Source organism: Arenibacter arenosicollis (genome assembly GCF_014397245.1).
Classification (GTDB): Bacteria; Bacteroidota; Bacteroidia; order Flavobacteriales; family Flavobacteriaceae; genus Arenibacter; species Arenibacter arenosicollis.
The window spans coordinates 1-18,811 of the sequence record NZ_JACLHY010000014.1 but is presented as its reverse complement, the minus strand read 5'-3'; the positions used below and the strand labels follow the sequence as shown (position 1 = coordinate 18,811).

The 18,811-nt window shown below is 40.0% G+C and carries 12 protein-coding genes and 1 tRNA gene; 6 read left to right on the top strand and 7 right to left on the bottom strand.

The window, feature by feature from the left end:
• The first annotated feature begins 433 nt into the window (after window positions 1-433).
• Entirely contained in the window at window positions 434-3,802 is a 3,369-nt protein-coding gene (locus H4O18_RS13750) for a SusC/RagA family TonB-linked outer membrane protein (protein ID WP_187585542.1), read from the top strand.
• A gap of 12 nt (window positions 3,803-3,814) precedes the next feature.
• On the top strand, window positions 3,815-5,548 hold the full coding sequence (locus H4O18_RS13745) for a SusD/RagB family nutrient-binding outer membrane lipoprotein (protein ID WP_187585540.1): 1,734 nt from the start codon (window positions 3,815-3,817) through the stop codon (window positions 5,546-5,548).
• A gap of 182 nt (window positions 5,549-5,730) precedes the next feature.
• Here H4O18_RS13745 and H4O18_RS13740 read toward each other — a convergent pair whose 3' ends face one another.
• The 7 genes from H4O18_RS13740 to H4O18_RS13710 form a co-directional block, all read right to left on the bottom strand.
• Window positions 5,731-6,321 carry an RNA polymerase sigma factor gene (locus tag H4O18_RS13740; protein ID WP_187585538.1) on the bottom strand — a complete coding sequence of 197 codons (591 nt, stop codon included), beginning with the start codon at window positions 6,319-6,321 and terminating at the stop codon, window positions 5,731-5,733.
• A 370-nt stretch (window positions 6,322-6,691) separates the two neighbouring features.
• Window positions 6,692-7,870, bottom strand: a complete 1,179-nt coding sequence (locus H4O18_RS13735; protein WP_187585536.1) for an acyl-CoA dehydrogenase family protein — start codon at window positions 7,868-7,870, stop codon at window positions 6,692-6,694.
• 73 nt (window positions 7,871-7,943) lie between these two features.
• Window positions 7,944-8,657, bottom strand: coding sequence for a tRNA1(Val) (adenine(37)-N6)-methyltransferase (locus H4O18_RS13730; protein WP_187585534.1), 714 nt, complete (start codon window positions 8,655-8,657; stop codon window positions 7,944-7,946).
• Window positions 8,658-8,709: 52 nt separating this feature from the next.
• Window positions 8,710-10,137, bottom strand: coding sequence for a sulfatase family protein (locus H4O18_RS13725; protein WP_187585532.1), 1,428 nt, complete (start codon window positions 10,135-10,137; stop codon window positions 8,710-8,712).
• A 111-nt stretch (window positions 10,138-10,248) separates the two neighbouring features.
• Window positions 10,249-10,836 (bottom strand): SET domain-containing protein, encoded by a 588-nt coding sequence (locus H4O18_RS13720; protein WP_187585530.1) that lies wholly within the window; start codon window positions 10,834-10,836, stop codon window positions 10,249-10,251.
• Between the two features lie 215 nt (window positions 10,837-11,051).
• Complete coding sequence (rimM, locus tag H4O18_RS13715) at window positions 11,052-11,579, bottom strand: ribosome maturation factor RimM (protein ID WP_187585527.1); 528 nt, start codon at window positions 11,577-11,579, stop codon at window positions 11,052-11,054.
• A gap of 13 nt (window positions 11,580-11,592) precedes the next feature.
• Complete coding sequence (locus tag H4O18_RS13710) at window positions 11,593-12,183, bottom strand: 30S ribosomal protein S16 (RefSeq protein WP_187585525.1); 591 nt, start codon at window positions 12,181-12,183, stop codon at window positions 11,593-11,595.
• Window positions 12,184-12,406: 223 nt separating this feature from the next.
• Between H4O18_RS13710 and dnaE the strand changes: the two genes are divergently transcribed.
• The 4 genes from dnaE to H4O18_RS13690 all read left to right on the top strand — a co-directional run bounded on the left by dnaE (window position 12,407) and on the right by H4O18_RS13690 (window position 18,588).
• Window positions 12,407-16,843, top strand: coding sequence for a DNA polymerase III subunit alpha (gene dnaE / locus H4O18_RS13705; RefSeq protein ID WP_187585523.1), 4,437 nt, complete (start codon window positions 12,407-12,409; stop codon window positions 16,841-16,843).
• A 152-nt stretch (window positions 16,844-16,995) separates the two neighbouring features.
• Window positions 16,996-17,313: a thioredoxin gene (gene trxA / locus H4O18_RS13700; protein WP_031442126.1), complete on the top strand. Its 318-nt coding sequence runs from the start codon at window positions 16,996-16,998 to the stop codon at window positions 17,311-17,313.
• Between the two features lie 197 nt (window positions 17,314-17,510).
• On the top strand, window positions 17,511-18,440 hold the full coding sequence (locus tag H4O18_RS13695) for a DUF58 domain-containing protein (RefSeq protein WP_187585521.1): 930 nt from the start codon (window positions 17,511-17,513) through the stop codon (window positions 18,438-18,440).
• A 74-nt stretch (window positions 18,441-18,514) separates the two neighbouring features.
• A tRNA-Asp gene (locus tag H4O18_RS13690) sits at window positions 18,515-18,588 on the top strand.
• The last annotated feature ends 223 nt before the right edge of the window (window positions 18,589-18,811 follow it).

Here is an 18,811-nt window from a genome sequence, read left to right as displayed (position 1 = left end):
TTGGGGCATTTCTGGCCTAATTATGCTGTTTTTTGAAGAGCCCATAATTATTTTCAGGTAAAATTTTGAATAAAGTAAAAATTAATTGTTATTATTGCTTAATCGTTAAAGCGATTTTGTTTTGGATTGAGAACACACTTAACAATAAGTTAATGTTTAGTTGCTTAATCGTTAAAGCGAATTTATTTTGAAAAACCTAACATTGTATTGGAAACTGGAGAGGGAAGAAGGAGTACCAATACAATTAATTAAGTCATTTTATAAACTGATGTTGAAAATCCGATTGCCTAAAATAACATTAAAGCCATCCATTAAACTGAAAAATATATGAAATAGACCAAATGAATATCAAAACATTATAATAATTGGAAAATGCGCGAACGCTTTCCGATTAAGAGTAAATAAATACCCATCAAATAATCCACACTAAATTATGAAAAACCTTCTTAATGTTAGGAGTAGGCGGTCTTGCCCTCCTAAAAACAATTTAAAAATTACGCTTACTATCTTGCTGTTCTACGGTGCTCTTTTCAATATTAGTGCACACGTGTATGAAAATAGCGGGTCCATACTTTTTGGACCAGATATCTTTAGTAACGAATTTGGAGCCTTGGAAATTGCTGCGCAACAAATTGAAATATCCGGTACTGTAAAAGATGTTGACGGAGAGGTGTTGCCAGGAGCAAACATTGTTTTAAAAGGAACCTCCAAAGGAGTCGTTTCGGATTTTGACGGAAACTTCACTATTGCCGTTCCTAATGCACAGGCCGTTCTTGTGTTTTCGTACATAGGTATGGAAACCAAGGAAGTGGTAGTGGGTAATCAAACTTCTCTGGAAGTGTTGCTCGATTATGCCGCTGAAAAAATGGACGAGGTCGTGGTTACGGCTTTGGGTATGAAACGGGAAAAAAAGGCTTTGGGCTATGCCGTGGCTGTAGTAGAAGCTGAAGCATTAAATCAGCAGCCCAATACAAATGTATTGAGCGGCCTTTCTGGTAAAATGTCTGGCGTGCAAATAAACGAAATGGGCGGTGACATTAATGCTAAAATAAATGTGATTATTAGAGGTCAGACCTCTTTGACCAGCAACAACGAGCCGTTGCTTGTTATTGATGGCTCACCTGTGGGCAATACTGACGCGATGCGCGATATAAGCTCTTTGGACATAGCCAGTATTTCGGTACTAAAAGGAGCGAGCGCTGCTGCTCTGTATGGTTCAAGAGCTGGTAACGGGGTAATTCTTATTACCACTAATTCTGGTGAGGGTGCTAAAAAAGGAATCGGAGTTTCGTTTACACAGAGTACAACTCTTAGTGTACCCTATAATTATTTTGAATTACAGAATACCTTTACCACGGGTCAAAAGGGCCAGTTTAACGAATCATCTTGGCAGTATTGGTATGGTGCAAGAGCAGGTGTTGAAGCAGTGCAATGGAATACCAATGGGCAACCCCAACCTTTGGTAATGTATGATAATAGTTTACAAGATTTCTTTCAAACTGGGCTGTCGACCCAAACGGATGCCAGTATAAGTGGAAATTATGACCGTGGCAGTTTTAATTTTTCCATTAACCACATGAAAAGTGACGGAATTACCCCTGGAATGGAGTTGAAAAGACTTGGATTTTCGTTGGCGACTAGCTATAAGATAACTGACAAGGTAAAACTCACTACCAATATTACTATTTCTAAACCTACATCAGATAATTTACCATTAACGAACAACGGAAGTGATGATATATATATGGATATTTTCGCTAACCCACCGCATGTGAATATCAATGACCTTAAAGATTATTGGGAAGTAGAGGGTTCGCAACAAAGAAGAGCTGGAGCTCTTCCTAATAATCCATGGTTCTCTGCCTATGAAAGAGACAGAACCTTAGATCAGATCCGCGGCTTTGGAAATGTGCGACTGGATATTGATCTTTTGCCTGGTTTAACAGCTATGGGCCGGGTAGCTTATAGTGCCAATAATGAAAAGATTGAGTCAATTTATCCCTGGTCTTATGACGGATTTGGTAGTTCTGCCGTAAAACCATTTGGAGCATACGAACAAACGAAGCTCGATGAGAGAGAGGCCAATGTAGATTTCCTATTCTCCTATGATAAAAAAGTAGGTGACTTTAGAATTAACCCTTCTGTTGGTGGAAACTATTTGAATAGTACAAATACGAGTCTTTATGGAGGTGGTGATGTTCTTACATTACCGGGCTTATATACCCTGTCCAATGTAGCCAGGCCGGGGCTGGGTTATAACTCAGGCGTATTCGAAAAGGAAATTTACAGTCTGTACGGATTGGCATCCTTAAGTTTTAAGGAAATGGTATACCTAGATTTAACGGCGCGTAACGATTGGTCGAGTACACTACCAAAAGAAAATAGATCTTATTTCTATCCTTCGGCCTCGCTAAGTATGTTAGTTTCAGAAATGACTCAGATGCCGAATTGGGTATCCTTGGTCAAACTTAGAACGGGTTGGGCAGAAGTTGGAAAGGATACAGATCCGTATACAATAAATCCAGTATTGAATCAAACTTTTTGGGGTAACGATATTCAATACTCCGTGCCCGAGAGTTTGCCGAACACTGCACTTAAGCCAGAAATAGCGACTTCTTATGAAGTTGGGGCCGATTTAGGTTTCTTTAATAATCGAATTGTATTTGAAGGAACATGGTATAAGACACAAAATAGGAACCAAATTATTGGGGTAACTACATCGCCTATGTCTGGTTTTAGTAGTGCTACAATTAATGCAGGAAACGTTGAAAACACTGGAATAGAATTGGCTTTGAATACGGTGCCTGTACGTACGGCTGATTTCGAATGGAATTTGGGGGTTAACTTCACCAAACAGGAAAGTAGATTAGTAGAATTAGTGGAAGGTATTGATAGAATCCGTGTAGGTAACGCGGGAAGCTTGACACAGCAGACCAAAATTGGTGGTATTATCGGCGACCTATATTCAACCAGCGTGTTAAGAGTTGAATCAGGCGAATACGAGGGCTGGCCCATACTCAATAATAATGGGGGCTTAACATTTCAAAAAGACGACGCACTTAAACCCAAGGTTGGTAAAAGCACAAATGATTTTAACGTGGGTATGAACACTTCCGTAAAGTATAAGAATTTCACATTATCCGCTAATCTTGATTGGCGACAAGGTGGTAATTTCTACTCCGAAACCATGAAGAGAACAGCACGTTCTGGGTGGGTTGATAAATGGCAAGGTGATGCCGGCACCTTTAGTGGAGTTTTGGGTTCCAATTCTTTTAACGGTGATAGAACCGCACTAGCGAACGAAATTAAATCCAATCCTACCAAATACCAAGCTGATAATGTTTGGGTAGGGGGAAGAGATGCTCAAACTGGTGGTTTTGAGTATAACGGATTTGACAATGGTTCTTTTTGGCCTGGGGTAGTAGATAATGGCGATGGCACTTATACAGAGAACTTTGGTGGTCCCGGAACCGTGTTGTTCGATGCTTATAAAGTCGTGGAACCAGGTGGTGGATTATGGGATGTGGGATCTTCCTTTATGTATGATCTCTCTTTTGTTAAGTTAAGGAATATTACGCTCACCTATGATTTGCCCCAAAAATTTGCCTCAAAAATTTCGGCTCAAAGGGTTTCATTCTCTGTTTTTACAAAGAATATTATGTTATGGAATGCAGCTGATATTGGCATAGATCCTGAACTTGCTTATTATCAAAATGACGGTTCTTACGATATAGGAAAAGAAAAATGGAACGCCCTCCCATGGGTTGCTCCCGTAGGATTTACAATTAATTTGACATTTTAAATAGATAAAAAAATGAAAAAGATATATAAAACTTTAAGATGGTCCATTCTATCAATGAGTATGCTTGCCGTGTGCTCTTGTAGTGATTCGCTGGACGAGACCAATGTAAGCTCCAATACCCTTCCGGAGAATAAGATAGATATTAGATTTGTTCTAACGAATGTACTAACCTCTACAGCTAAAAATGATGTTGAAACCAATTACAAAGCAAGAGAGGTAAGTGCTGGCAGCCAATACCTTCAGCGTGATAATGTTGACTTCTATAGCTTCTATTTTGTTTGGGACACCAAAAATTTTAATAGTTTCTTCCCAATCTTAACCAATAGTCAATATATTTATGACCGTGCGGAAACCGAGAAGGAAGGTGATGAAAAAAAGTATTACCAGGCGGTATCCCTTATTATGAAGTCATATACTTATGGTTTTTTAACTTCAACATTTGGTGATATCCCATACTCGGAAGCCATAAATGGCGAGGAGAGAGGTGATGCATTTGTGCCAAAATACGATGCACAAGAAGATGTTTTCTTGGGCATATTATCAGACCTTTCAACAGCAAATGATATGCTAAAAGGTGTTGGTACCATCGGTATTGCCTCCAATGCAGACGTGGTTTTTCAAGGTGACGGTCAAAAGTGGCGTAAATTTGCCAATTCATTACGCTTGAGATATTGTATGCGTTTATCGGAAAAAACACTTACAGGTTTGGATCCTTCGGCGGAGATAGCGTCTATAGTCAACAATCCTACCGAAAACCCTATTATGACGGATATTAGTGATAATGCTGCGGTAAAATGGGTGGGCTCTGCTTCTGACAACAGTTTTCCTGGGGGACCACTTTCGTATACTTTTCGATCAGAATTCTATAGAAGAAAACCTTCTGCTACTATTGTTAAGGATCTTATCGATTTAAATGACCCAAGATTAACGACTTGGATAAGACCGGTAGATGTTCAAATTTTCCCTGGTGCTACAGATGGTGTGGAATTGGTTGATGGTAGGGTAAGGCGAAACACTACGGTAGATATTGCTGCAAGAAATGCCGATTCAGATTTGACGAATGATGTTAATACTTCGTTGTTCGTTGGACTTGGGGTTGCGCTAAGCGCTCCCAATGATTATAATATGGGAAATACGGTTACCGATGTCCGTTCCGGTATTACAGCGCTGGATCCAGATATTTATTTGGGAGATTCATCTAACCCACATATCTCTTATCTAACCAATATATATTCCGAAAATGCGAATGAATTGTCGGCTACTTTGTTTATGAGTAGCGCCGAAACCCAGTTTATTTTGGCGGAAGCTAGTGAACGCGGTTGGATTGGTGGTAACCCAATGGATTACTACCTGAATGGAATTGAAAAATCTTTTGATCGTTGGCAAATTGCTGACGGTGCCAGCTCCGCGGTATATGATGAAGGTAGCAATTCTCTAGTCGCTTTCGATAAGGCCGCTTATATGGCCAATGCCCAAGCAATTTATACCAATGCATCAAATAAAATGGAACCTATTATGCATCAAAAGTGGATTGCAGGCTGGTTGACAGCTGAAGCTTGGTTTGACTGGAGAAGGATAGGCTTACCAGAATTGGAAAAGAATGTTATTGAAGGTGCTCAAGGTCAAGATATACCTAAAAGGCAAATCTTGTCGGATCCCTTTAATGAAGATAATTTAACCCTAGCTACTGGTAGATTGCAACCTGCTGTGAATAATCAATGGTCGCTTATGTGGTTATTGCAATAAATGCTTACTTTATTTAAATTTTCCAGACCTTTTTGCCGTGAGCAAACAGGTCTGGTTTTTTTTGTGAAATATTCTTGTTGATGCTAAGGATTAGTGGACTTTATAAATAAATCTAGGGGAAGATGCATCTTAAGGTTACAATCTTCTCTTTAGCCATTAGTGAAAGTGGAATAGACCTTGGATTAGGCCGATTTAACCATAGAGAGGAACATCAGGACCAATTTCTTTATTTTGATCTCCGTTCCTTTTCTAATTATGTTGTAGGCATTGGTAATTTGGTATTCAACGGTTTTAACGGATATATTTAAATATGCAGCTATTTCGATATTGGTTAAACCATCTTGCTTACTCAATAAAAAAACTTGCTTACATTTTGTAGGTAAATGCTCCACTTCCCTTTTTACGAGCCTTATTTTATCTTCTAGAAGTTGTCTGTTGGTATCGTCCACAGCAATATTTACCGCATTCCAATATGCCTCATCCAATCTAGTGGTCGGTTTATTTTTTCTGATATTATCAATAAATTCATTGTAAACCGATTTGTACAAAAGCCCTTGAAACGATTCCCTGATATTTATATTTTGTCTGCGTTCCCAAATCCTCAAAAATACATTTTGAACAATATCCTGGGCTTGTGGATAATCATTGGTAAGGCTGTAGGCGTAGATCAATACTTTTTTATGGTAGCCTTCCATCAACTTTTCAAACGCCTGCACTTCACCGGTCATGAGTTGCTCAACTAAAACTACGGTATTTCGATTTGAATTGGTCATTAGGGGGTGATTGTCCAGGTTCTATAATTCGTGCAAGGAACTAAAAAGGCAAGTATTCAAAGTTGCTTCATTGTTAAAAAATCAATATATATAGGTAAATATTATCTATATGATAGGTTAATATACTTAATATTTGATTTTAAAAAAAATAAATTCTATATAACCTAGATTTTCCTAATTCTATGAATTTGCATTTTGTAAGATTACGCCTAGATTGGGCATAATACTTCATAACTTGTCGACTGGAAAAACCTATTCAAGGAGGCACTATTATTGTGTGTAGATTTCACTATATCATAAAAATAGCATTAAGGTTCCTTAATGCTATTTTTGATATTTTTTCCGTTAATGCTGTACTTATTAAAGGCACTTATTGAAAAGCAGGAAGGCCTGTAATGTCCGCACCGGTAATCAGTAGGTGAATATCGTGAGTACCCTCATAGGTAATAACGCTTTCCAGATTCATCATATGGCGCATAATGCTATATTCCCCTGTAATTCCCATACCACCCAGAACTTGCCTTGCTTCACGGGCAATCTTTATGGCCATGTCCACATTATTGCGTTTGGCCATTGATATTTGGGCTGTAGTTGCCCGTCCTTCATTTTTTAATTGCCCCAATCGGAAGGCCAGCAATTGTGCTTTGGTGATTTCTGTAATCATCTCGGCCAATTTTTTTTGTTGGAGTTGGGTTGCGGCAATGGGTTTCCCAAATTGTATGCGTTCTTTGGCGTACCTCAAAGCGGTGTCGTAACAATCCATAGCTGCACCAATGGCACCCCAAGCAATCCCATAACGGGCAGAGTCCAAACAACCTAAAGGAGCACCTAGTCCACTTTTTCCGGCCAACAGATTTTCTTTGGGAACTTTAACATTATCAAAAATTAATTCTCCGGTCGCCGAAGCTCGCAAGGACCATTTATTGTGGGTCTCTGGAGTGGTAAAACCTTCCATACCCCTCTCTACAATAAGCCCATGTATACGGCCTTCTTCATTTTTTGCCCACACCACGGCGATGTCGGCAAATGGAGAATTGGATATCCATAGTTTGGCCCCATTTAGAAGGAAATGGTCTCCCTTATCCTTAAATCTGGTTTCCATGCCACTAGGATTGGAGCCATGATTGGGTTCGGTTAATCCAAAACAACCCATAAATTCGCCAGAGGCAAGTTTGGGCAAGTATTTTTTTCGCTGTTCTTCGTTGCCATAGGTGAAAATAGGATACATTACTAAAGAAGATTGTACCGAGGCAGTGGAGCGTACACCGCTATCGCCGCGTTCTATTTCCTGCATAATAAGCCCGTAACTTATTTGGTCCAATCCGGCCCCTCCGTATTCTTCAGGGATATAGGGCCCAAAAGCACCAATTTCCGATAAGCCCTTAATAATTTGTTTAGGGAATTCCGCTTTTTGGGCATATTCTTCTATGATAGGGGATATATCGCGCTTAACCCACTGTCTGGCTGCATCGCGGACCAATTTATGTTCATCGGATAAAAGGTCGTCTAAATTGTAATAATCAGGTGCTTCAAATAAATCGGGTCGCATACAATCAATTTTATTATCAAAAATAAACAATTAAAGGATTTATTTAAAAATATAACACCAGAAACTATAGTTGTTACATTTTTAAATAAAAGTCTTTGGTCAAATCAACGTATTCCCGGGTATACTTATGTCGCTCCAATTCTATGGTTAGATTGCTGGTAGTACCTGCTATATCCCCAAACTGGAATTCAATTAAACTGCGTTTTATTTCCGATTTAGGATTTCCTTTCACCCTAGTTATCCGTTTTGGAAAAAGATTAAAATTACGGGCCAAATTCAAAAATTCCTCCTCTTCCTTATAAGGGATGATGGTTGAAAAGGTTCCATTAAGGGACATTAATTGGGCAACTCCGCTCAGAAGTTCCTCAAATGGCATGGATTGACTCTGCCTTGCCGTATCCCGGGATTCATCTCCACTGGAGACCATTTCTGAGTAGAATGGCGGATTGGAAACAATAAGATCGTATTTGTCGTCCAATTCATCAACAAACTCATCCAGGGAGGCATGGTAACAGAATAAACGATCGGCCCAGTCAGAGCTTTCAAAATTTTCCATGCATTGCTCATAGGCGTCCTCATTGATTTCCATGGCGTCAATGGAATCTGCATTGCTTCTTTGTGCCAACATCAAAGCAATAATTCCAGTTCCAGCACCTATATCCAAAATAGACAGGGGTTGTTGCTCTAGGGAAGTCCAAGCTCCCAACAAAACTCCATCGGTTCCAATTTTCATGGCACAGCGATCCTGATGAATTTTGAACTGTTTAAATAGGAAGGGTTCGGCCATAAAAATTTTTGTTTTTTTGGATTACTATTTCGTTGACGGAAGGTGGGTTTGTTTACTCTGCTTTTCCTGGTTCCCTGTTTTTGAAGCCTTCCAATTCCAGCAAGGAATCTCCTAATTCGTGGCGCATGCCATTGGCTAGAACCTTTATTTTATCTACCACTTCTGGGTAATCCTCTGCTACATTGTTGGTTTCACTTATGTCCGTTGTAACATCGTAAAGTTCTATCTCTTCCATTTCAATCATTTTATATTCCCCGGGAAGTCCGTCCTTGCCCGGTTTTTGGCCATCCATAGTCCTGTAAGTATGTGGAAAGTACATTTTCCATTTGCCATAACGCACGCCCATAAGTTCGTTTATCCTGTAGTAAAAGAAATAAGCTTCTTGTGGACTTTCCTCGCTTTCCCCTGTTAAAAGGGGCCAAGCACTTTTGCCATCGATGGTTAAATTTGGAAGTCTTGCACCGGTAATTTCTGCAATGGTGGGAAGAATATCTATGGCCATTACCGGCACGTCTATTGTTTTTCGAGGGGTAAGCTTGTTGGGGTAGCGCATAATAAAGGGCTCGCGTTGTGCCCCTTCCCAAGCGGTGCCTTTTCCCTCCCTAAATGGTAGCGCACTACCGGCATGATTGCCATAGGACAACCAAGGTCCATTGTCCGAAGTAAAGATCACTACGGTATTATCTTCCAGTCCATTCTCTTTTAATGCGGCCAATATTTCACCCACGGACCAGTCGATTTCCATAATTACGTCACCGTACAATCCCCTTTTAGACTTTCCTTTGAATTTATCGGAGACAAAAAGAGGTACATGTGGCTGTGGATGCGGCACATATAGGAAGAATGGATTGTTTTTATTTCTGATGATAAAATCTACGCTCCGTTCCGTTATTTGGGTAGTAAGCTGGGACTGATCTGTAAGCGTGTCCAACACAGTTTCATTTTCATATAAAGGAAGGGGCCCAAAATTGAATACGGTGCCCTGCTGCGGGTGATAAGGCCACATGTCATTGGAGTAGGGGATACCAAAAAATTCATCAAAGCCGTGTCTTGTAGGCAAGAACTTTGGACTATCGCCCAAGTGCCATTTTCCATAAATTGCCGTTTTATATCCAATACCTTTTAGCATTTCCGCTAAAGTCATCTCAGTTGAATTTATTCCTGTGGGACTACCAGGTCCTAGGGCGTTGTGTATCCCAATTCTGTTGGGATAACACCCGGTCAATATACCGGCCCTTGAAGCGGAACAAATGGGTTGTGCTGAGTAAAAGCTGGTGAGTTTCACCCCCTCTTTTGCCATTTGGTCCAAATGGGGGGTCTCAATATTTGGCGAACCAAAAGTACCTACATCCTGATACCCTTGATCGTCGGTAAAAATTAAAATTACATTCGGAGGAACCTCCGGTTTCGTTTCTTTTTGCTTTTCGGCACAGGAAAATAAAACTAGGGCAAGGGTAACTAAGGATAAATTCTTAAACATTATTTTGGTTTTGATAAGGCTAAAATAATATTTTGAATCGTTATGGCCCTATAAAGTATTGGTGTCAGCTAAAATTTTATAGCTCGCCAATATGGGTACTTATCGTCCCACTTACTGTGCTTTATAATAATTGTTTTTAATGGAATCCATCATTTTTTTGCCTTCGGAAATGGAGGTAATCAAGTTCCACTGATCATCGGAAATCAAAGGTTTTAAAGGTTGGTCCAATTTTGGGATTTTTGGAAATACCAACTCAAGCTTTTTGTCCCACACTTTGTAATATTTTAAAAGGTCATCCGGATATACAACTTTTCTTTTGGTGCCTTCATCTATGCCCCTAAAAGGCTGGGGAATGTTCAGGTACCCGTAATCGTCCGTGAGTTGTTCGCCAACGTGAATATCGCGAATGGCAACCTCAAAATCGTAAGCCGTGGTTAGGCAATTGGAATTAAAACTGTGGTTCACATACCTGGCATTGTCCCAACAAAGGATAAACCTCCCCTTGTTGTCCCTAAAGGTATAGGTGTCCAAAATAGACTGATAGAGTGGTTCCAAGGATTCAAGTTCGGTCTGGGTAAAATCGCGATCTAACTTGTCCAACACCCAGGTTATGGTACCGGCCGGAATAAATTCGGTGGCTACCACGCCATAGCCAACCTCTTTGTTGATGAATTGTAATTCTGTTTTGGGATGAATCATTTTAAATAATAAAATAAACTCATTAATACTGAATAGTTTCTTCTTTTCTGTTTTGCAATACTTATAATTGTTGCCGGTTGTCAGCACTTGTCGCCATTAGCTAAAGTGAACAAGATGTTTTAGGATTAGACCCAATTAATAAGGAATGCAATAAAGAAAGATAAGCAAAATTACATTGCGATTCTCAGCTATTTAAAAAATAAAAAGGGAGTAGTTTAGGACAAATAAAGATAGACCAATCCTTCCGGGGTGTCAACAAAAATGGTCTTATTTTCACGATCAACCTTAACAATGATCTCATCCCTAACGGGTATAAGTAATTGTTTGTCGTCTTTTTCTACCTCAAATAGGGCTTGGGAGGTAGTGTCGTTAACACTTTGGATGGTTCCTATATTTCCATGAACCTTGTCTTCCATGGCAAAACCAATTACTTCATGGTAATAGAATTTATTGCCTTTTAATTTGGGCAAAAACTTTAGGGGAAGATAAATCTCGGAGCCCATTACCTTATCTGCGTCCGATTCATCTGCAACCTCTTCAAACCGTACCCGTAATAAACTGGATTTGTGAAGTTGGCTTTTTTCAATAAAAAAAGGAACCAGATTGTTTCCTAGAGAAACGAATACTGATTCCATTTTTTCGTACAATTCGGGTTCATCCGTATCCAATTTAATGAGTACTTCACCCTTAAAGCTATGTTTAGAAACGATTTTACCGAGGTAGAAACATTCTTCCTTTGTCATCGTTTGTAATTAGCTATTCTTTTTCTTTAGTCTCTTCTGGAGCTTCAGCTGGTGCAGCAGTTTCCTCTGCTGTTGCCTCGGGCGCAGCCGCTTCAGCAGCTTCTTCTACTACAGGAGCAGCTTCCTCGATTACTTCTTCAGCAGCTGGGGCTTCTGCTTCTGCAGCAGCGGCCATACGTTTTTCGTTAACCTCTTTCTCAGCTTTTAAAGCTTTTGCTTTGGCGTCAGCTTCGGCTTTGGCCAAACCATCTACCTTAGAGGTAACAATATTTGATTTTTCCTCCAACCAAGCGTTGAATTTTTCTTCAACTTGCTCTTCGGTCAAGGCGCCTTTGCGCAAACCACCTAATAGGTGATGCTTCAAAAGTACTCCTTTGTAAGATAAAATTCTCTTTGCAGTTTCAGAAGGTTGTGCACCATTCTGTAACCATTTCACAGAACCATCAACATCCAATTCTATAGTTGCAGGGTTTGTGTTTGGGTTGTAAATACCTAATTTCTCTAAATATTTACCGTCTCTCTTAGCACGGGAATCCGCAGCTACTACCCAATAAAATGGTTTTCCTTTTTTACCGTGTCTTTGTAATCTAATTCTAACTGGCATATCACATTAATTTGTAGGGTGCCCGACCCTTGGTTATTAATTCTTTTTCGCTTTTATAAGTTTAAGCGGGTGCAAATATACGCTATTTCTATTATTGGGCAATAAATATTTTGGAAATAAAGTAGTTATGGCCGAGGTTGATAACTCTTAACAACTAGCGCTTTAATTGTGGCCGTCATTTTTGTAATTTTAACCCACTTTTTAACCGCTGAGGAAACTTCATATGTACCTGATTTTTGACACTGAAACCACTGGATTGCCTAAACGCTGGGATGCGCCATATACGGACACGGACAATTGGCCACGATGTATCCAAATAGCTTGGCAATTGCATGACGCCATGGGTAATTTGGTTGAAAGTCAGGATTATTTGGTACAGCCGGACGGATTTAATATTCCGTATGATGCGGAACAAATTCACGGAATTTCTACAGAATTGGCCCAACAAAAGGGTATTCCAATCGGAGAAGTATTGGAAAAATTCAATACGGCACTTTCAAAAACAAAATTTGTAGTAGGTCAGAATGTGGGATTCGACCTTAATATTATGGGGGCCGAATTTCATCGGTACCAAGTTGAAAATTCGTTACAGGAGTTGCCTGTATTGGACACCTGTACCGAACATACGGCTCAATTATGTCAGATTCCAGGGGGGCGTGGCGGTAAGTTTAAGTTGCCGACCTTAACGGAGCTGCATCAATATCTGTTCGGGGAGCCTTTCGGGGAGGCACACAATGCTACGGCCGATGTGGAGGCAACCACTCGTTGTTTCCTGGAACTGGTCCGTAAAAAGGAATACACGGCAGAACAATTGGATGTTAAGCCGGATTATTTTAAAAATTTCTCCGAAGCCAATCCGCAAGAGATTCAACTAATAGGCTTAAAGCATATCAACCTTAAGAAGGCATCAAAGAAAATAGCCGATGCCCTTTGGGAAAAGGATACAGGTGGAATTTCCAAGGAAGAGATCAAGGAGAATTTAGCAACTTTGGCTACGGCAAATTTTGCCCACCTCCATAATCATACACAGTTTTCCATTTTACAGTCCACGATTAGTATTCCTGCTTTGATTTCGGCGACCGCCAAGGCTAAAATGCCTGCAGTGGCGATGACCGATCATGCTAATATGATGGGGGCCTTTCATTTCGTTAGCGGGGTAATAAATCATAACAAAGGTGTAGTAGCCAGGAACGAAGAAAATTTAAAGAGGTATGAGGCTACAAAGAACGGGACTTTGGAAGAGGGGCAAGAACCCTTGGAAGAACTACCGGAGCCAGAGCTGGAGATTACACCGATTATTGGTTGCGAATTTCAAGTTTGTGAAGATCATACCAATAAATCCCAGAAGGATAACGGGTATCAAATAGTAATGCTGGCCAAAAACAAAAATGGGTATTTAAATTTGGCCAAAATGTCGTCCATTGCCTTTGTGGATGGTAAGTATTATGTTCCGCGTATTGATAAAAAGGTAATTGAGCAATACAAAGAAGATATAATTGTACTAACCGGTAACCTTTACGGGGAAGTGCCAAGTAAGGTATTGAATGTTGGGGAAAACCAGGCGGAGGAAGCCTTGCTTTGGTGGAAGGAAACTTTTGGTGATGACCTGTATATAGAAATTATGCGTCACGGTCAGGAAGATGAAGACCGTGTGAACCAAGTATTGATTCAGTTTGCCGAAAAGCATAATATAAAATTAGTTGCGACCAACAATACCTATTACCAGGAAAAGCAGAATGCGCATGCACATGATATTCTACTCTGTGTAAAAGATGGAGAAAAACAAGCCACCCCCATAGGTCGGGGTCGTGGTTACCGATATGGTTTGCCCAATCAGGAATATTACTTTAAGTCTTCAGATGAAATGAAGGAACTTTTTAAGGATATTCCAGATGCGATAACCAATATTCAGGAAGTTATAGATAAAGTAGAGACCTTTACTCTTGCCCGTGATGTGTTGTTGCCTGCTTTTGATATTCCAGAGGAGTTTAGGTTCGAAGAAGATAAACTTGATGGTGGTAAACGTGGGGAAAACAAATATCTGCGACATATAACCTACGAGGGAGCCAAAAAGAGATATGGTGAAATTACACCTGAAATTGATGAGCGACTCGATTTTGAGCTCAAGGTAATTGAGAAAACCGGATATCCGGGTTATTTCTTAATTGTAGAGGATTTTATTAGGGCGGCACGGAGTATGGATGTGTCCGTTGGTCCAGGTCGTGGATCCGCGGCGGGATCAGCCGTGGCCTACTGTTTATGGATAACCAATTTGGATCCTATTAAGTACGACCTACTTTTTGAGCGTTTCCTAAATCCAGATCGTGTGTCCATGCCCGATATCGATATCGACTTTGATGATGAAGGCCGTGGTCGTGTAATGGATTATGTGATCAATAAATACGGAGCCAATCAGGTAGCCCAGATCATCACCTATGGCACCATGGCGGCAAAATCGTCCATTCGGGATACCGCTAGAGCCTTGGATTTGCCATTGGGGGATGCAGATCGTATGGCCAAGTTGATTCCCAATATGTCCAAGTTGAAAAAGATTATTGGGATCGATGAAAAAACGTTAAAGGCAAAATTCAATAGCGAAGAGCTTATAAAGATCAACGAGTTGCTGGCCATTTCCGAAGGGGATGGCTTGGAGTCAGAAACGCTGAACCAAGCTTATATTTTGGAGGGCTCTGTTCGTAACACAGGAATCCATGCCTGTGGGGTAATCATTACGCCCGATGACATTACCAAGTTCGTACCAGTGGCCTTGGCAAAAGATTCCGACATGTATTGCACCCAGTTTGATAACTCTGTGGTGGAAAGTGCAGGCTTGCTAAAAATGGATTTCTTGGGGTTAAAAACTTTGACCCTAATTAAGGATACCGTTAAAATAGTAAAAGCCAAACACGGCGTAGAATTAGACCCGGAGAATTTTCCTTTAGATGATGAAAAAACCTACGAGCTGTTTCAGCGAGGGGAAACCGTTGGGGTGTTCCAATATGAATCTCCCGGGATGCAAAAACACATGCGGGCACTAAAACCTACCGTTTTTGCCGATTTAATTGCCATGAACGCTTTGTACCGGCCTGGTCCAATGGAATATATACCCAGTTTCATTGCCCGTAAACACGGTACTGAAGAAATTATATATGACCTTGATGCCTGTGAAGAATATTTAGCGGAAACTTATGGGATTACCGTGTATCAGGAGCAGGTGATGCTCCTTTCGCAGAAGTTGGCAGATTTCACCAAAGGTGAGGCGGACGTTTTGCGTAAGGCGATGGGTAAAAAGCAAAAGTATGTCCTGGATAAAATGAAGCCCCAGTTTATAAAACAGGCTTCGGAAAAAGGACATGCCGTAGATAAATTAGAGAAAATTTGGAAGGATTGGGAGGCTTTTGCGGCTTATGCATTTAATAAAAGTCACTCCACCTGCTATGCTTGGATAGCTTACCAAACGGCATATTGTAAAGCACATTACCCCGCAGAATATATGGCAGCGGTTTTGTCCAACAACATGAACGACATAAAGCAGGTAACCTTCTTTATGGAAGAGTGTAAACGAATGGGGTTGGATGTTTTGGGACCGGATGTAAATGAATCCTATTATAAATTTGCGGTCAACGATGCCGGCGCAGTGCGTTTTGGTATGGGGGCCGTAAAAGGGGTTGGTCGAGGAGCAGTGGAAACTATTGTGGAGAATAGAAAGGAAGGAGGACCATTTAAGTCTGTTTTTGACCTTTCCAAACGTATAGACCTAAGGGCTGCCAATAAAAAAGCTTTCGAAAATTTAGCGGTGGCCGGTGGTTTTGATTCCTTTGGGGATACCCATAGGGCCCAATATTTTTATGATGAAGGGGACGGAATTACCTTCTTGGAAAAAGCCATGAAATATGGGGCCAAATTTCAAGAGAATGAAAATTCCTCCCAAGTAAGTTTATTTGGAGAGGCCAGTGATGTGCAGATACCTGAGCCCGTTGTGCCGCCCTGCGAGGAATGGGGAACTATGGAGAAACTGCGTCGCGAAAAGGAAGTGGTAGGGATCTATATTTCCGGGCACCCATTGGACGATTTTAATTCGGAGATAAAGGCTTTCTGTAATGCAAGCCTTTCCAATTTAAATGATTTGGAAGCCATAGTGAACAGGGAAGTTTCCTTTGCAGGGGTAATTACCGATGTGCAGCACCGGGTTTCCAAAAATGGCAAAGGATGGGCCATGTTCACCATGGAAGATTATACGGATACTTTCGAATTTAGAATGTTTGGGGAAGAATATTTAAAATTTCGTCATTTCCTTATGATCAATTCATTTGCGTATGTTAAACTTTTTGTTCGTGAAGGATGGGTGAATAGGGATACCGGTAAAAAGGGCGATCCAAGGATGCAGTTTAATATGATCATGATGTTGCAGGATGTAATGGAAACCTTTGCCAAAAAACTTACCATTAAGTTGGATATATCCCAATTGAAGGAGGAAAGTATTTTAGATCTTAAGGATACCTTGGTTTCTCATCAGGGCAACCACCCCTTAAGTTTTGTGGTATATGAGATGGAGGAACAGATAAAAGTAAACATGACCTGTAGGAAACAAAAAATACAAATATCAAGTGAACTGCTCTTACAGCTTAATGAAAAAGACGTACATTACAAATTGAATTAAGTTTACAAATGGCTATTGTCTGGGTTGTAAATCACAAGAATGGAAAAAGAATAGGTTTTATTGATTTAGTCATAGTCAAAACGAATATAATGTTAGTAAGGAAAAGGCAAAATAATTGTCTAAATTTGTATAATATTTAAAAAAAAACAAACATGGCATTAGAAATAACAGATGCTACTTTTGATGAGGTAGTTTTAAAAAGTGATAAACCAGTAGTAGTAGATTTTTGGGCAGCTTGGTGTGGTCCTTGTAGAATGGTAGGTCCTATCATCGATGAGGTTAGTACCGAATACGATGGCAAAGCCGTTGTTGGTAAGGTGGATGTAGATGCCAACCAAGAATTTGCAGCTAAATACGGCGTAAGAAATATTCCTACGGTATTGGTATTTAAGAATGGCGAAATAGTGAACAGACAGGTTGGTGTTTCCCCTAAAAAGGTATATACCGATGCTATAGATGCATTGCTATAAGTCACAAAATCCCGAACAGGGAATATAGATGATAAAAAGAATCCTGCTTTTAGCGGGATTTTTTTATGCCCAATTTTCAATGAAGTAAATGTTCGAAACCTCTAAAAGTACAAGTTGATTGCAGCGTACTTAATATGGATTTCCATTTTTGGCATTTCTATTTTTCAACCAGGCTATATCTTCATTATCTTAGCACTATGGAGCTACAATCGGAATTACATAAGGCAAGTTTGTTCCAAAACTTGGAATTATTGGCCAATCAGGTGGTGGAAGGATTTATCAGTGGCATTCATAAAAGTCCCTTTCATGGTTTTTCTGCAGAATTTGCCGAGCATAAAATTTATAATAATGGGGAAAGCACCAAACATATAGATTGGAAGTTGTTTGCCAAGACCGATAAGTTGTACACCAAACGTTACGAAGAGGAGACCAATTTACGTTGTCATATGATTTTAGACAATTCCGCATCCATGTATTATCCGGAAGTAGGTGCGCTAAGCTTAGAAAACCTAAATAAAATAGGTTTTGGGGTATTGGCTATTGCCTCCTTGATGAACATTCTTAAAAAACAGCGAGACGCTGTGGGCTTAAGTGTATATTCTGACCAATATAATTTCTATGCCGCTGAGAAGAGTAGTGAACGGCATCATCAAATGCTATTGGCCACTTTAAGTGGGATTAGTATGGATCGGAAACCTGCAAGGCGGACCGAGACCTACACCTATTTGCATCAGATTGCTGAAAAAATTAAAAGAAGAAGTTTAATAGTGCTTTTTACCGATATGTTCCAAGCTTCGGAGGATGATGAAAAATTGTTTGATGCCTTGCAGCATTTAAAATATAACAAACACGAAGTTATCCTTTTTCATGTCCTGGACAAGGAAACCGAATTCTCATTTGATTTTGAAAATACCCCCAAGCGATTTTTGGATGTGGAAACCGGAACTCATATTGATCTTTATGCCGATTCTGTTAAGGATGCGTATGAAAAGGCAGTGAAGTCGTACTTTGATGAACTGCGACTAAAATGTGCCCAGTACAAAATTAAATATGTTGAGGTAGATGTAAAGGATAGTTTCTCCCTGATAATCAACACCTTTTTGGTAGAGCGACAAAAATTTAGGTAGAAACATACATTATTTTTCGAAAATTGTTTGTGCAATTAAATAAGGAGTGTATATTTGCACTCGCTAAACGCCACGGTTCGGTAGTTCAGTTGGTTAGAATACCTGCCTGTCACGCAGGGGGTCGCGGGTTCGAGTCCCGTCCGGACCGCTAAAAGCCTTGAAAACACTATGTTTTCGAGGCTTTTTTCATTTTGGGGGAGGTATAGAGCGACGAATTTTCCTATATTTACCGCAAATTAATCCAGGATCAATCTCAAAAGTTGGGTCTAAAGAGAAAAATAATTTTCTTTGTGCTTTAAATTACATTGATGAATAAAGGCACTGAGTTATCCTTGTTAAGTTTAATATTACCAGAAGGAATATTAGAGTAT

Bases quoted from the DNA above. Each gene is read 5' to 3' on its own strand.
- rimM (WP_187585527.1), bottom strand. From the start codon at position 11,579: ATGACAAAGGAAGAATGTTTCTACCTCGGTAAAATCGTTTCTAAACAT.
- H4O18_RS13735 (WP_187585536.1), bottom strand. From the start codon at position 7,870: ATGCGACCCGATTTATTTGAAGCACCTGATTATTACAATTTAGACGAC.
- H4O18_RS13750 (WP_187585542.1), top strand. From the start codon at position 434: ATGAAAAACCTTCTTAATGTTAGGAGTAGGCGGTCTTGCCCTCCTAAA.
- H4O18_RS13720 (WP_187585530.1), bottom strand. From the start codon at position 10,836: ATGATTCATCCCAAAACAGAATTACAATTCATCAACAAAGAGGTTGGC.
- H4O18_RS13710 (WP_187585525.1), bottom strand. From the start codon at position 12,183: ATGCCAGTTAGAATTAGATTACAAAGACACGGTAAAAAAGGAAAACCA.
- dnaE (WP_187585523.1), top strand. From the start codon at position 12,407: ATGTACCTGATTTTTGACACTGAAACCACTGGATTGCCTAAACGCTGG.
- H4O18_RS13740 (WP_187585538.1), bottom strand. From the start codon at position 6,321: ATGACCAATTCAAATCGAAATACCGTAGTTTTAGTTGAGCAACTCATG.
- trxA (WP_031442126.1), top strand. From the start codon at position 16,996: ATGGCATTAGAAATAACAGATGCTACTTTTGATGAGGTAGTTTTAAAA.
- H4O18_RS13730 (WP_187585534.1), bottom strand. From the start codon at position 8,657: ATGGCCGAACCCTTCCTATTTAAACAGTTCAAAATTCATCAGGATCGC.
- H4O18_RS13695 (WP_187585521.1), top strand. From the start codon at position 17,511: ATGGAGCTACAATCGGAATTACATAAGGCAAGTTTGTTCCAAAACTTG.
- H4O18_RS13745 (WP_187585540.1), top strand. From the start codon at position 3,815: ATGAAAAAGATATATAAAACTTTAAGATGGTCCATTCTATCAATGAGT.
- H4O18_RS13725 (WP_187585532.1), bottom strand. From the start codon at position 10,137: ATGTTTAAGAATTTATCCTTAGTTACCCTTGCCCTAGTTTTATTTTCC.